The organism is Streptomyces cacaoi, assembly GCF_006539165.1.
In the GTDB taxonomy this organism is placed as follows: Bacteria; Actinomycetota; Actinomycetes; order Streptomycetales; family Streptomycetaceae; genus Streptomyces; species Streptomyces cacaoi.
On the sequence record NZ_BJMM01000061.1, the window covers coordinates 16,328 to 31,355 of the forward strand.

Below are 15,028 nucleotides of genomic sequence, written 5' to 3' on the forward strand. Positions count from 1 at the left end.
CACAGCCGTGCCCCGGCACACAGCTGCGCCCCGGTACACAGCTGTGCCCCGGTACACAGCTGTGCTGCTTCGGCGACCGCTGTTCCGCCCGCGGGAACGCACCGCCGGCTCGCCGACGGGACGCACCGCGGCCGCGTCACCTGACAGGGCCGTCCGCTGGCGCCGTCCGCTGGGTCATCTGCTGGGTCGTCTGCTCGGGCCATCCGCTGTGGCCGTCCGCTCGGGCCGTCCGCTGGGTGCGGCTGCTGTGGCTGTCTGCCAGGGCCGTCTGCTGCGGTCACTTCGTGGTGGAAGGCCGGGGCGGTTCCGGGTTCGAGGGAAGGCGGGGCGAGGGCAGGTACGGCGTGCCCGAGGGGTGGTCGAGGTCGGAGGGGAGCAGTGCGGCGACAAGGGCGTCACGCCGTGTCCCCCTGTGCACGATCCGTGCCCGCTGGATCCCTTCCTCCACGAAGCCGATGCTTCTGGCCACGGCGCGTGACCCGGCGTTCTCGACCTGTGCCACCCACTCCAGCCGTTCGACGCCCAGCGCGGAGAAGGCCCAGTCGGCGACGGCCCGGCCCGCCTCGGCCGTGCAGCCCCGGCGACGCCGGTCGCGTGCCGTCCAGAAACCCAGCTCCGCATGGCGTTCCGGGCTGTTCAGCGCGAGCCGCCCGAGGCCCATCGCGCCGACGAGGTCGCCACCGTGTGTGAAAACACCGAAGTTGTACATGGTGTCGTCCCGCCAGCCCGCCGGACTGGTCACCGTGACGAACTCCTCGGCGTCGCGAAGCGTGTACGGTTCGGGCACGGGGACGAACCGCTGGATGTCCGGGTCGTCACAGGCGAGTGCGACGGCCTCGATGTCGGATTCCCGGAAGGCGCGGAGCGTCAGCCGGGGTGTTTCGAGTGTGACGGGTTCCATGCCGTGATTGTGCCGCCGGGGCCTCCGGCACCTTGGAGCGGTCCGGCACGTTGGGGGTACAGGGGCAGTCGTCCCTCGCATACGATGGCCGGTGCGGTAAAGGCCCTCGGCAAGGAGAGGACCTCGGTCGCATCCGCACCGACATCCGCACTGACCGTGCAGACCGTGCCAGGCCCGACCGGCAAGGAGCCACCCCAAGTGTCCGTCTTCGGCAAGCTCATGCGCGCAGGTGAAGGGAAGATCCTGCGCAAGCTGGACCGCATCGCGCGGCAGGTGAATTCCATCGAAGAGGACTTCGTCGATCTGTCGGACGCGGAGCTGCGGGCCCTCACGGACGAGTACAAGGAGCGGCACGCCGACGGCGAGAGCCTCGACGACCTGATGCCGGAGGCGTTCGCGACGGTCCGTGAGGCGGCGAAGCGGGTGCTCGGCGAGCGGCATTACGACGTGCAGTTGATGGGTGGCGCTGCGCTGCACCTCGGTTACGTCGCCGAGATGAAGACCGGTGAGGGCAAGACGCTCGTCGGTACGCTCCCCGCGTATCTGAACGCGATCTCCGGCGAGGGCGTGCACATCGTCACGGTCAACGACTATCTGGCGCAGCGCGACTCCGAGTGGATGGGCCGTGTGCACCGCTTCCTCGGGCTGACCGTCGGCTGCATCGTGGCCAACATGACGCCGGCGCAGCGGCGTGAGCAGTACGCGTGCGACATCACGTACGGCACCAACAACGAGTTCGGATTCGACTACCTGCGCGACAACATGGCGTGGTCGAAGGACGAACTGGTGCAGCGGGGCCACAACTTCGCGATCGTCGACGAGGTCGACTCCATCCTCATCGACGAGGCCCGTACGCCATTGATCATCTCCGGTCCCGCGGACCAGGCCACCAAGTGGTACAGCGACTTCGCGAAGCTCGTGAAGCGCCTGGAGAAGGGCGAGCCGGGCGATCCGCGCACGCAGAAGCCCGAGACGGGCGACTACGAGATCGACGAGAAGAAGCGCACGGTCGGTATCCACGAGGCCGGCGTCACCAAGGTCGAGGACTGGCTGGGGATCGACAACCTCTACGAGTCGGTCAACACCCCGCTCGTCGGTTACCTCAACAACGCGATCAAGGCCAAGGAGCTCTACAAGCGCGACAAGGACTACGTCGTCATGGACGGCGAAGTCATGATCGTCGACGAGCACACGGGCCGTATCCTCGCCGGCCGCCGCTACAACGAGGGCATGCACCAGGCCATCGAGGCCAAGGAAGGCGTGGAGATCAAGGACGAGAACCAGACGCTCGCCACGATCACCCTCCAGAACTTCTTCCGCCTCTACAACACGCTGTCCGGGATGACCGGTACGGCGATGACGGAGGCCGCCGAGTTCCACCAGATCTACAAGCTCGGCGTCGTCCCGATCCCCACCAACCGGCCGCTCGCCCGCGCCGACCAGGCCGACCTCATCTACCGCACCGAGGTCGCCAAGTTCGACGCCGTCGTGGACGACATCGTCGAGAAGCACGAGAAGGGCCAGCCGATCCTCGTCGGCACCACCTCCGTCGAGAAGTCCGAGTACCTCTCCAAGCAGCTCACCAAGCGCGGTGTCGCACACCAGGTGCTGAACGCGAAGAACCACGAACGCGAGGCACTGATCGTCGCCGAGGCCGGCCGGAAGGGCTCGGTCACCGTCGCGACGAACATGGCCGGCCGCGGTACGGACATCAAGCTCGGCGGCAACGCCGAGGGCATGGCCGAGAACGAGCTGCGGGAGCGCGGGCTCGACCCGGTCGAGAACTCCGAGGAGTGGGCCGCGGCACTGCCCGTCGCGCTGGAGAAGGCCGAGAAGTCCGTGAAGGCGGCGGTCGACGAGGTCAAGGAGCTGGGCGGGCTCTACGTCCTGGGCACCGAGCGGCACGAGTCGCGCCGTATCGACAACCAGCTGCGCGGCCGCTCCGGCCGCCAGGGCGACCCGGGCGAGTCCCGCTTCTACCTCTCCCTGGGCGACGACCTCATGCGGCTGTTCAAGGCGCAGATGGTCGAGCGCGTGATGTCCATGGCGAACGTGCCGGACGATGTGCCGATCGAGAACAAGATGGTCACCCGCGCCATCGCGTCCGCGCAGTCCCAGGTCGAGCAGCAGAACTTCGAGATCCGCAAGAACGTCCTCAAGTACGACGAGGTCCTCAACCGGCAGCGCGAGGTCATCTACGGCGAGCGCCGCCGCGTCCTGGAGGGCGAGGATCTGCACGAGCAGGTCCGGCACTTCATGGACGACACCATCGAGGCGTACGTCCAGGCCGAGACGGTCGAGGGCTTCGCCGAGGAATGGGACCTCGACCGGCTGTGGAGCGCGTTCAAGCAGCTCTACCCGGTGAAGGTCACCGTGGAGGAGCTGGAGGACGCCGCCGGCGACCGCGAGGGCATCACCGCCGACTTCATCATCGACTCCATCAAGGACGACATCCACGAGCAGTACGACGCCCGCGAGAAGGAGCTCGGCTCCGAGATCATGCGGGAGCTGGAGCGGCGCGTCGTCCTCTCGGTGCTCGACCGCAAGTGGCGCGAACACCTCTACGAGATGGACTACCTCCAGGAGGGCATCGGCCTGCGTGCCATGGCCCAGAAGGACCCGCTGGTCGAGTACCAGCGGGAGGGCTACGACATGTTCCAGGCCATGATGGACGGCATCAAGGAGGAGTCCGTCGGCTACCTGTTCAACCTGGAGGTCCAGGTCGAGCAGCAGGTCGAGGAAGTCCCCGTCGAGGAGGAGGCCGAGCCGGCGCCCTCGCTGGAGAAGGAGGGCGCGCGCGACGCCGTCCCCGCCGGCGCCGGTGCGAGCCCCGCCCCCGCCATCCACGCCAAGGGCCTGGAAGCGCCCCAGCGTCCCGACCGGCTCCACTTCTCCGCGCCCACAGCGGAAGGCGGGGTCGTCGAGGGCGAGATGGACGCCGGCTCGACCGACGGTGCCGAGGCCGGCCCCGTCCGCTCCGAGGCCGACGGGCTGACGCGGGCCGAGCGGCGGAAGGCGCAGAAGGGGCGTAAGAAGCGGAAGTGAGCGGGCTGGAGCCCGCCCTCTGATCCGGGGCCTGCCCTTTGCGGGCCCTCTGATCCGGGGCCTGCCCTTTGCGGGGCGGGCCCCGATCCCTTTCCCGGCCAGACCCGGGCCGTTCCCGTCTTGGTCCGCCCCTCCCTGGCGTGCCCGGCTCGGCTCGGTCGATTCCTGGCGCCCCTTGTCCGGCTTGCTCCCGGCTCGGTCGGCTCCTGGCGTGCCCTGCTCCTGGCGGGCCCTGCCGGGCCTGCTCCTGGCTTGGTCCACCCGTGGAACTCCTGGCCCGGCTTGGTCCGCTGCTGGCGGTTCCTGTCCGGCTTGCTCCCGGCTTCGTCCGCTCTTGGTGGGCCCTGCCTGGTTTCCTCGCGGCTGGGTCCGCTGCCGGCTGCCCTGCCTGGCTTGCTGCTGGCCGTTTCTGGCCGGGGGCTGTGCCTCGGGCTTTCCGGGAGTGTGCCGGACGGCCCGGCGTCCGCGCCGAGGGAGTCGGCTACTGGTATTGGCGGCTCAGGGACACCAGGGCCAGGGTCACCAGGGTCACGGGTATCGCGACCGCGAGGGCGCCGAGTGCGATGGCGGAGTGGGCGCGGAGGCGGCCGGTCGTGGCGTCGCGGCGGGCGCGTCGCAGGGAGACGGCTCCGGAGACGACGGCGCAGACCCCGACGGGCACGACGAGATAGCCGGGCACGATGCGGAACCACATCGGGACGGACTCCGGCAGCGCGGGGCAGCAGAGCAGCACGATGGCGGCGATCCCCAGCGCGAGCGGGACCGTGCCCCTCGGCTTCGGCCGGGGCGTCGTTCCCGCAGCGGGGCCGGCGTTGTGCAGCGCGGAACTCATGCCCCGGAGGTTAGGAGGGAGACGGCGCCCCCGCCTGAGTCCGGCTACCCAGGCGGGGTGAGTAGTCGCCCGCGTCCTCGTCACCGGTGCGGGCGGGACCGACCGGGGCACCCGGTAGCGAGCGGGTCGAACAGGACTGAGCGGGCGGACGGGACGGACCGGACGGTGTGCCGGGCGGTCGTTTCGGTGTGCCGTGCGTCTCCCGGCGTGGGTGGGATGCGGGCCCGGCCGTCGGCGGGGAAACCGGGGCCGGGCCCGGCCCGGTCAGGCGGGGTCGGGTCGGAGGGAGCGCGGGCTCAGGGGCGTCGGCTCCGTGGGCCTCGTCCGCCCCTGGTGCTCCTGCTCGGCCTGCCTGTCCTGGCGCCCGGTGCCGTGGGGGCGTCCGTGTCGAGCGTGAGCGCCGTGCACTGCCAACGCCGGGCGTCCGGGCAGAACTCCAGCCGGAAGGCGAGGGCCCGCTGGCGGTCACCGGTGGCAATGCGTGCGCAGCCCTCGATGACGCCGGGCACGGGGCTGCTGCCGTGTGCGGCCAGGACGGCGGGTGTGCTGCGGTCGCTGCCGCGGGGCCGGAAGGGGGCGAGCGGGGCGAGCGCGGACAGCCGGTCGAAGGCCGTGCCCCGCACGTGTGCGACGAGCGTGTGCACCGGGCACTGGCCGCTGAGCACCAGCAGCAGCCGCTGGGCGAACCAGTGCGGGGGCCGGTGTTCGCGGGCCCGGCCTGCCGCGGCGCGGAGGGCCGAGTCGGCGGGCCGTCGGCTGTCGCGCCGCCCGGGCGGCCGGGTCGGGCCCCCGCGACCCGGCCCGGCCGTACCGGGGCGACGCCGCGACCGGCGCCGGGCCTCCCCGTCGGTCGTCGTCCCGCCGTCGTCTCCGCGACCGCCGCCGTCGCCACCGTCACCACTGCCGGTGCCTGTGCCGAGGGGCGCCTCCTGCCGGGGCGGGGAGGGCTCGCCAGGGCGGGACGCGTCGGACGGGTCTGTCGAGCTGGACGGGCTCCCCGGGCCGGACGGGCTCCCCGAGCTGGACGGGTCCGCCCGGCCGGACAGGCTCCCCGCGCCGGACGGGCGGGGTGCCGGTGAGGCCGAGCGTGCTGGTGAGGCCGAGGGTGTTGGGGACATTCGATGCGCTCCGTGCGGCCTGTGGGACGCGTGTGCTTCGTGTGTCTCGTCCGTCCCGTGCGCCTGGTGCTCCCGAGGCGGGGCCGCCTGCCGTCGGGGCGGGGGCGTCGTTGCGGAGGGCGCGGGCCGTGGCGGCGTCGGCGTTGCCGGGGTCGTCGTCGCGGGGGCTGGTGCCGGGACGGCGGGGCCGCGGGGCGGTCCGGCGGTGGGGAGCGCGGTGGGGAGTGGGGAGCGCTGGGGCGGGACGCGGTGGCCGGGCTGGGGCGGGGCGTGGGGAGTCGCGGGTGCGAGCGGGGCAGGGATGGGTGTGCGCATGGGTCCCCCGGAGAATGGCGTTGAGCGGTCGTCCATCGATACCGGCCGGTAACCGAGTGGCTGCGACGGTTGTATCCGCGCTGCTCGCCTCCCCGCAACGGTCCGGGCCCCGCCCGGGAGGACCTTGAGGAAATTCATCTGTCCGTATGACAAGGCGCCTCGGTGTTGTCGTCGCACCCCGTCTGCCTGCGGGTTTGTGCGGCGGCCGGCGGCGACGGCGCGCGGCGACGGCCCGTATGCTGACGGAGCACACCCTCCGGCGACACACGAAAGCGGCAGCGATGCGCGTCTATCTCCCCCTGACCCTGCCCGCTCTGCGTGAGGCGCACGGTGCGGGAGAGGTCGGCCCCGCGCCCCTCACGGCGTATGCGGTGACCCCCGCGCTGCGCGAGTGGCTCGGCTCGGAGGACGAGGAAGAGCTGGAGTACACGGCGCTCGGCCTGGCCGCGCACGCCTCGCTGCGCCTGCTCGCTCAGCAGCCGGAGGCGCCCCGGCGCCGGGTCGTCGTCGTGGCGGAGGTCGCCGACCGGCAGGTCGAGGAGGGCGCCGGGCACGGCGGTGACGGCGGCGACGGCGGGGACGACGAGGGTGCGGCGGGCCGGGTGCGGGTCGTCGCGGCGGTGCCGTTCAAGAAGGTGGCGGCGGTCCATGTGGACGCGGAGGACGCGGTGGAGGCCGTCACGGCGGCCGCTGCGGCGTGGGACGCGGCGGACGGCGGCGAGGAGGAGGCGCTGGCGGTGGTGGACGCCGCCGGGGAGCACGATCTGCTCTGGTACGCGACGCAGGAGGTCCCCGAGCTGCTGGGCCGCTGAGGCCGGAGCGGAGAGCGGCTTTCCGTGCCGGTCGTCCCGCACGCGTGAGCCCTCGCACGCGCGACGGAATTCCCTGTCGCCGTGTCGGACCCTGCACGTACCTTCGGGGCATGGTCTTGGGGCAGGAGAGCGTGGGAAGCGCAGGCGGTGCGGCGGCCGGCCGGCGGGCGGCGCACATCGTGTGGGACTGGAACGGGACGTTGCTGGCCGACATCCATGCGGTGATCGACGCGACGAACGCGGCCTTCGCCGAGCTGGGGCTCCCGAGGATCACGCTGGAGCGGTACCGCGAGCTGTACTGCGTGCCGGTGCCGCGGTTCTACGAACGGCTGATCGGGCGGGCGCCGACCGCCGACGAGTGGCAGACGATGGACCGTACGTTCCACCGGCACTACTGGCGGCTCGCGGCCGGCGCCGGTCTCGCCGACGGCGCGGCGGAGCTGCTGGCCGCGCGGCAGACGGCCGGCCACACCCAGTCGCTGTGTTCGCTGGCTCCGCACGAGCGGCTGGTGCCGCTGGTGCGTGAGCACGGCATCGACCGGCACTTCCTGCGGGTCGACGGCGCCGTGGACGGCGCGGCGCACGGCAAGGCGGCGCAGATGGTGCGCCATCTCGCGGCGCTGGAGGGCGTCGACCCGGCGCGCACGGTGGTGATCGGGGACGCCGTCGACGACGCCCGGGCCGCGGCGCACGCCGGTGCGCTCGCGGTGCTGTTCACCGGCGGTTCGCACAGCAGGAGAAGCCTCCAGGAAGCGGGGGTTCCGGTGGTGGATTCGCTGGAGGAGGCCGTCGAGGTCGCCGACTCCCTCGCGGCGGACGGCTGAGGGGCGGTCATGGGGGAGAGCTGCCGGCCCGGTGGAGGGGTGCCGGCCGAGGGGCGGCCGGGGCAGGACAGTCGGACGGATGTACGGGGAGTTCTCCGCGGCGGGAGGCGTGCGGGCGGACGGGGCGGCGGGCCGGTGGCGTGGCCGCACGTCGGCCCGGGTGTGCGGAACGTCTCCCTTACGAACCGTCCAAGTCATCGGGGGCCTTCGCACCGCTTTGTATGTATAAGGCCCATGACGGTCTCCCCGGCCGGAGAGATAGCCTTGCCTCGTGATCAGCGCGATATCCCTCGGAGGGTCCGCGCCCGAGCGCACCTCCGCACAGCGCCCCGCGCAACGCAGCGACCGGGGCGCCGCTGATCGTGTTTCCCGGCGCGGCCGTGAGCGGCGATCCCGCGGTGCGTTGCCGTGCCTCATCCATCCCTACGTCACGCAACGGCGCGCGACAGGAGCCAGAGGACATGCAGAGCAAGCTGGATGAAGAGAAAGCCGAGCGGCTGGCGGAGGCCGCGAGGGTGGCCGAGCAGAGCCCGGCGGGGGGACGCCATCCGGTGAAGGGGCTCGGAGACGTCGCCGACGTCGACCAGGGCTCCGGGGAGGTCAAGGGCGGCAAGGGCGGCAAGTCCGGCCGGAACGGCAAGTCCGGCAGGTCCGGCAAGGGCGGGTCCGGGCAGGTCGACAACGACGCTCTGCGCAGGTACCTCCAGCGCTACTACCTGCACACGGCGCCCGAGGACCTCGCGGACCGTGACCCGGTCGACATCCTCGGCGCGGCTCTCTCCCACTACCGTCTCGCGCAGGACCGCCCGCAGGGCACGGCGAACGTCCGGGTGTACTCCCCGTCCATCGACGAGAACGGCTGGTCGTGCACGCACACCGTCGTCGAGGTCGTCACGGACGACATGCCGTTCCTGGTGGACTCGGTCACCAACGAGCTGTCCCGGCAGGGCCGGGGGATCCACGCCGTGGTGCACCCGCAGATGGTCGTGCGCCGGGATGTGGCGGGCAGCCTCCAGGAGGTGCTGGCGTCGGGCCGGGACGAGCCCTCGGCGTCCGGGGCGGGGACGGACGAGAAGCTGCCGCACGACGCCGTCGTCGAGTCCTGGATCCATGTCGAGATCGACCGCGAGACGGAACGCGACGATCTCAAGCAGATCAACTCCGATCTGCTGCGGATCCTCTCGGATGTGCGGGAGGCGGTGGAGGACTGGCACAAGATGCGCAACGCCGCCCTCCGGATCGCCGACGAGCTGCCCGCCGAGCCCACCGACGACCTGCCCGAGCAGGAGATCGAGGAGGCCCGTGAGCTGCTGCGCTGGCTCGCCGACGACCACTTCACGTTCCTCGGGTACCGCGAGTACGAGCTGGAGGCGGCCGCGGACACCGACGGCCGCGAGGGCGAGGAGCTGAGCCTCAACCCGGTGCCCGGCAGCGGGCTGGGCATTCTGCGCTCCGACCCGCAGCACGCCGCCGACGAGGGGCACCCTGTCTCGCCGTCCTTCAACCGGCTGCCGGCCGATGCCCGGGCCAAGGCCCGCGAGCACCGGCTGCTGGTGCTCACCAAGGCGAACAGCCGCGCCACGGTGCACAGGTCCTCGTACCTGGACTACGTGGGCGTCAAGAAGTTCGACGCCGACGGCAACGTCGTCGGTGAGCGCCGGTTCCTCGGGCTGTTCTCCTCCGCCGTGTACACCGAGTCGGTGCGGCGGATGCCGGTCATCCGGCGCAAGGTCGCCGAGGTGCTCGACGGCGCGGGCTTCACCCCGGACAGCCACGCGGGCCGCGATCTGCTCCAGATCCTGGAGACCTATCCGCGTGACGAGCTGTTCCAGACCCCCGGCGACCAGCTGCGCTCCATCGCGACCTCCGTCCTCTACCTCCAGGAGCGCCGCAAGCTGCGGCTGTATCTGCGCCGGGACGACTACGGGCGCTACTACTCGGCGCTGGTCTATCTGCCGCGCGACCGGTACACGACGGCGGTGCGGCTGCGGCTGACCGACATCCTCACCGAGGAACTGGGCGGCACCAGCGTCGACTTCACCGCGTGGAACACCGAGTCGGTGCTCTCCCGGCTGCACTTCGTCATTCGCGTCAAGCAGGGCGCGGAGCTGGCGGAGCTGACCGACGCGGAGACCGACCGGATCGAGGCGCGGCTCGCCGAGGCGGCCCGCTCCTGGGCGGACGGCTTCAACGAGGCGCTGGTCGCCGAGTGCGGCGAGGAGCAGGCGGCGGAGCTGGCGCACAAGTACGCGCGTGCGTTCCCCGAGGGCTACAAGGCGGACTTCTCGCCGCGTGCTGCGGTCGCCGACCTCCAGCACATCGACCACCTGGCGCGCGGCGGCGACGAGAGCGACTTCGCGCTGAGCCTGTACGAACCGGTGGGGGCCGCGCCGGGCGAGCGCCGCTTCAAGATCTACCGGACGGGCCGGCCGGTCTCGCTCTCGGCGGTGCTGCCGGGGCTCCAGGCCATGGGCGTCGAGGTGGTCGACGAACGGCCGTACGAGCTGCGCTGCTCGGACCGTTCGCACGCCTGGATCTACGACTTCGGCCTGCGGCTGCCCGACGGCAAGAAGGGCCTGGACGAGGAGACCCGGGACCGCTTCCAGGAGGCGTTCGCCGCCATCTGGACGGGCCGCGCCGAGAACGACGGGCTCAACGCGCTGGTGCTCTCGGCCGGGCTGACCTGGCGGCAGGCGATGGTGCTGCGGGCCTACGCGAAGTATCTGCGGCAGGCCGGGGCGACCTTCAGCCAGGCGTACATGGAGGACACCCTCCGGAAGAACGTGCACACCACGCGGCTGCTCGTCAGCCTGTTCGAGGCGCGGCTGGATCCGGTGCGCGCCCGCGCGGGGCACGAGCTGACGGACGGGCTGCTGGAGGAGCTGACCGGCGCACTGGACCAGGTCGCCAGCCTGGACGAGGACCGCATCCTGCGCTCCTTCCTCACCGTCATCAACGCCACGCTCCGCACCAACTACTTCCAGACGGCGAGCGACGGCACCCCGCACGGCTACGTCTCGATGAAGCTGGACCCGCAGGCGATCCCGGATCTGCCGGCGCCGCGTCCGCAGTACGAGATCTGGGTGTACTCGCCGCGCGTCGAGGGCGTGCACCTGCGGTTCGGCAAGGTCGCGCGCGGCGGTCTGCGCTGGTCGGACCGGCGGGAGGACTTCCGCACGGAGATTCTCGGCCTGGTCAAGGCGCAGGAGGTGAAGAACACCGTCATCGTGCCGGTCGGCGCCAAGGGCGGGTTCGTCGGCAAGCGGCTGCCGGACCCGGCCGTCGACCGGGACGCCTGGCAGTCCGAGGGCATCGCCTGCTACAAGACGTTCATCTCCGGGCTGCTCGACATCACCGACAACCTCGTCGGCGGCGAGGTCGTGCACCCCGAGGACGTCGTCCGGCACGACGGCGACGACACCTACCTCGTCGTCGCCGCCGACAAGGGCACCGCGACCTTCTCGGACATCGCCAACGAGGTCGCCGTCTCCTACGGCTTCTGGCTCGGCGACGCGTTCGCCTCCGGCGGCTCGGCCGGCTACGACCACAAGGGCATGGGCATCACGGCCCGCGGCGCCTGGGAGTCGGTCAAGCGGCACTTCCGCGAGCTGGGGCACGACACCCAGACGGAGGACTTCACCGCCGTCGGCGTCGGCGACATGTCCGGCGACGTGTTCGGCAACGGCATGCTGCTGTCCGAGCACATCCGCCTGGTCGCGGCCTTCGACCACCGGCACATCTTCCTCGACCCCGACCCCGACGCGGCGACCTCGTACGCCGAGCGGCGCCGGCTGTTCGAGCTGCCGCGTTCCTCCTGGGAGGACTACAACAGCGAGCTGATCTCGGCGGGCGGCGGTGTCTATCCGCGCAGCGCCAAGTCGGTGCCCGTCTCCCCGCAGGTCAGGGCGGCGCTCGGGCTGGAGTCCAAGGTCACCAAGATGACCCCGGCCGAGCTGATGAAGGCCATCCTGACGGCCCCCGTCGACCTGCTGTGGAACGGCGGCATCGGCACCTACGTCAAGGCGTCCACGGAGACGGACGCGGACGTCGGCGACAAGGCGAACGACGCGATCCGGGTGGACGGCCGCGATCTGCGTGTCAAGGTCGTCGGCGAGGGCGGCAACCTGGGCTGCACCCAGCTCGGCCGGATCGAGTTCGCGCGCACCGGCGGCAGGATCAACACCGACGCGATCGACAACAGCGCCGGAGTGGACACCTCCGACCACGAGGTGAACATCAAGATCCTGCTGAACGCGGTCGTCGCGGACGGTGACATGACCGTCAAGCAGCGCAACGCCCTGCTGGCCGAGATGACCGACGAGGTCGGCGCCCTCGTGCTGCGCAACAACTACGCGCAGAACGCCGCGCTGGCCAACTCCCAGGCGCAGGCGCCCAGTCTGCTGCTGGCCAACCAGCGGCAGATGAAGCGGCTGGCCAAGGAGGGCCACCTCGACCGGGCCCTGGAGTTCCTGCCCACCGACAAGCAGATCCGGGAGCGGCTGTCCAACGGCGAGGGCCTCAGCCAGCCCGAGCTGGCGGTGATGCTCGCCTACACCAAGATCACGGTGACGGACGAGCTGATCGGCACCACGCTGCCGGACGAGGGATACCTCCAGCACCTGCTGTACGCCTACTTCCCGGAGGCCCTGCGCAAGCGGTTCGAGCAGCAGATCGACTCGCATGCGCTGCGTCGCGAGATCATCACCACGGTGCTGGTCAACGACACCGTCAACACGGCCGGTTCCACGTTCCTGCACCGTATGAAGGAGGAGTCCGGCGCCTCCACGGAGGAGATCGTCCGGGCGCACACCGCCGCCCGCGGCATCTTCCGGCTCGGCGACATCTGGGACGCGGTCGAGGCCGTCGACAACAAGGTCTCCGCCGAGGTGCTCACCGGTATCCGGCTGCGCTCCCGGCAGCTCGTCGAGCGGGCCACCCGCTGGCTGCTCAACAACCGGCCGCAGCCGCTGCAACTGGCCGAGACCATCGAGCTGTTCGCCGGCCGGGTCGAGACGGTGTGGTCCGAGCTGCCCAAGCTGCTCAAGGGCGACGACGCCAAGTGGCACCAGAAGGTGTACGACCAGCTGTCGGCCGCCGGGGTTCCCCAGCACCTGGCACAGCGCGTCGCCGGCTGCTCCGCCGCCTTCTCGGCGCTGGACGTGGTCGCGGTGGCGGGCCGTATGGACATGGACCTCATGCACGTCGCCGAGGTCTACTTCGACCTCGCCGACCGGCTCGGCATCACCCAGCTCCAGGGGCGCGTCAGCGAGCTGCCGCGCGCCGACCGCTGGCAGTCGATGGCCCGTGCGTCGATCCGTGAGGACCTCTACGCGGCGCACCAGCTGCTGACGGCGGACGTGCTCGCGGCCGGCGAGGGCAACGCCTCGGCCGAGGAGCGCTACCAGGCGTGGGAGGAGAAGAACCGCTCCATCCTGGTCCGGGCCCGCGGCACCCTCGACGAGATCCAGGCGTCCGAGACCTTCGACCTGGCGAACCTCTCGGTGGCCATGCGCACCATGCGCACCCTGCTGCGCAGCAACCGCTGACCCGCGGTTCCCGCACACCGGACGGGCCCCGGCGGCACACCCCGTGCCGCCGGGGCCCGTCGCGCGTCCGTGGCCGCGCAGCTGCCCGCCCCCGCTCGCCCCGCTTCCTCGTCAGCCCGGCCGCCGACCCGTCGCACCGCCTGCCCGACCGGCCCGAACGGACGAGCGCCGCGCGACCGGGACACCCCCCACTGCCTACCGTGAAGTGTGGGCGAGCCGGCGAAGATCCCCGAGGACCCCGACGAGACGGCCGAAGCGGCGGTGGCAGCGGGCCCGGACGCCGAGGTGGGCCCGGACCCCTGGGCGAACCCGGACCCGGAGGTGGGGCCCGGTGCCGAGGTGGGCCTCGCGTCGGAGGCGGGTCCGGATGCGGAGCCGGGCCTTGTCGCGGAGGCGGAACTGGGCCCGGACCCCGGGGCGAACCCGGGCCCCGAGCTGGGACCCGACGCCGAGGCGGGCCTCGCTGCGGAGGTGGAGCCGGGTTCCGAGGTGGGTCCGGACCCCGAGCTGGGTCCGGATACCGAGCTGGGCACGGAAGCCGCGGTGGGCCCGGACGCCCGGGGAGGCGTGTCCGCCGCCGGCGATCCCGCGGCCGAGGGCGGTGCCGCTGTCCCGCCCGGTCCGTCCGGCCTCGGCGCCCCACCGCACACGGGCTCCGGCGGTTCACCCGGGCCCGGCAGCTCGCCCGGCCCGGGGCCCGGCCCCGGCAGGCCCCGTTCCGGTGTGCGTCCCCGGCTGGGTGCCCTCGCCTCCGTCGGGCGTTCCCTCGTCGCCCCGGTCGCGCTGACGGCCGTCGGGTATCTGCTCCAGGTCGTCGGGGTCCTGGCGGGGGCGGTCTGGGCGGTGGTCGGTGGGGCCGTGCTGGGGGCGCTGACCGAGGTGCTGTTTCTGCGGCGGGCACGCCGGGTCGCGCGGCAGATGGCGCGCGCCCAGTTCACCCTTCCGGTGCGGCAGCTGGTGCGGGACGGGCTGCTGCTGGGCGGGCTGGCCCGGCTGGACGTGCTGCGTGCCGACGGCACCGGCGCCTGGCTGCTGCTGGGTGTGCTGGGCTGCTGGGCCCTGCACTTCCTGTGCCAGGCGGTGGCCGGTGCGGTACGTGCCCGCCGCCGGCTGCCGGTCGTCACCCGCAACATCGACGCCACGGGGCTGGGGGTGAACCGGGCGCCGCCGTCCCTGTTCGCACAGCGTGGCGGCGTGCGGCTCGCGGGCGTCGGGCTGCTGCTGACGGCGGGCATGGCGGTGTCGGCGGGCACCGGCGGGCCCGCCGGTGCCCTGGCCGCGGTGTCCCTCTGCGCCCTCGTGCTGCTGGCCGGGACCGCGTATCTGGCGGGGTGGCTGCTGCCGCACAGACGGGTGGCGGACGAGGACGCGGCCATGGCGTGGCTGGACGCGTGGCTGGCGGAGTACCGGCCCACCGTGGGCCTGTACTTCTCCGGCGGCCCGGCCTCCGCGTACCAGGCCGACATGTGGCTGACGACGCTCGCACAGCTGGACGAGCGCCCGCTGATCGTCCTGCGGGAGCGGTTCATGGTGCAGAAGCTGGAGGCGACGGATCTGCCCATCCTGTGTCTGCCGAAGGTGGCGCATCTGATGCGGCTGGAGCACTCCGGTCTGAAGGTGCTGCTCCATCCGTCG

At 72.1% G+C, this 15,028-nt stretch carries 7 protein-coding genes and 1 pseudogene; 5 read left to right on the forward strand and 3 right to left on the reverse strand.

Annotation, left to right across the window (positions count from 1 at the left end):
- Positions 1-277 precede the first annotated feature (277 nt).
- A complete protein-coding gene (locus SCA03_RS31140; protein ID WP_086817589.1) occupies positions 278-901 on the reverse strand; it encodes a GNAT family N-acetyltransferase in 624 nt (207 codons plus the stop codon).
- A 198-nt stretch (positions 902-1,099) separates the two neighbouring features.
- Between SCA03_RS31140 and secA the strand changes: the two genes are divergently transcribed.
- Positions 1,100-3,946, forward strand: a complete 2,847-nt coding sequence (gene secA / locus SCA03_RS31145; RefSeq protein WP_030890765.1) for a preprotein translocase subunit SecA — start codon at positions 1,100-1,102, stop codon at positions 3,944-3,946.
- 481 nt (positions 3,947-4,427) lie between these two features.
- Here the strand turns inward: secA and SCA03_RS31150 are convergent, their stop codons facing one another.
- Positions 4,428-4,778 carry a hypothetical protein gene (locus tag SCA03_RS31150; protein WP_086817591.1) on the reverse strand — a complete coding sequence of 117 codons (351 nt, stop codon included), beginning with the start codon at positions 4,776-4,778 and terminating at the stop codon, positions 4,428-4,430.
- A 296-nt stretch (positions 4,779-5,074) separates the two neighbouring features.
- Positions 5,075-6,349, reverse strand: a complete 1,275-nt coding sequence (locus SCA03_RS37075; RefSeq protein WP_308698456.1) for an Rv3235 family protein — start codon at positions 6,347-6,349, stop codon at positions 5,075-5,077.
- Positions 6,350-6,492: 143 nt separating this feature from the next.
- Between SCA03_RS37075 and SCA03_RS35370 the strand changes: the two genes are divergently transcribed.
- The 4 genes and pseudogenes from SCA03_RS35370 to SCA03_RS31175 all read left to right on the forward strand — a co-directional run.
- Entirely contained in the window at positions 6,493-7,023 is a 531-nt protein-coding gene (locus SCA03_RS35370; protein ID WP_086816457.1) for a DUF6912 family protein, read from the forward strand.
- Between the two features lie 110 nt (positions 7,024-7,133).
- Complete coding sequence (locus SCA03_RS31165; RefSeq protein WP_051847191.1) at positions 7,134-7,847, forward strand: HAD family hydrolase; 714 nt, start codon at positions 7,134-7,136, stop codon at positions 7,845-7,847.
- 461 nt (positions 7,848-8,308) lie between these two features.
- On the forward strand, positions 8,309-13,393 hold the full coding sequence (locus SCA03_RS31170; RefSeq protein WP_086816455.1) for an NAD-glutamate dehydrogenase: 5,085 nt from the start codon (positions 8,309-8,311) through the stop codon (positions 13,391-13,393).
- A gap of 207 nt (positions 13,394-13,600) precedes the next feature.
- A pseudogene (locus SCA03_RS31175) lies at positions 13,601-15,028 on the forward strand (hypothetical protein); the annotation flags it as partial.

Coding starts and splice junctions, on each gene's coding strand:
- SCA03_RS31140 (WP_086817589.1), bottom strand. CDS start 901: ATGGAACCCGTCACACTCGAAACACCCCGGCTGACGCTCCGCGCCTTC.
- SCA03_RS31150 (WP_086817591.1), bottom strand. CDS start 4,778: ATGAGTTCCGCGCTGCACAACGCCGGCCCCGCTGCGGGAACGACGCCC.
- SCA03_RS37075 (WP_308698456.1), bottom strand. CDS start 6,349: ATGAATTTCCTCAAGGTCCTCCCGGGCGGGGCCCGGACCGTTGCGGGG.
- SCA03_RS35370 (WP_086816457.1), top strand. CDS start 6,493: ATGCGCGTCTATCTCCCCCTGACCCTGCCCGCTCTGCGTGAGGCGCAC.
- SCA03_RS31165 (WP_051847191.1), top strand. CDS start 7,134: ATGGTCTTGGGGCAGGAGAGCGTGGGAAGCGCAGGCGGTGCGGCGGCC.
- SCA03_RS31170 (WP_086816455.1), top strand. CDS start 8,309: ATGCAGAGCAAGCTGGATGAAGAGAAAGCCGAGCGGCTGGCGGAGGCC.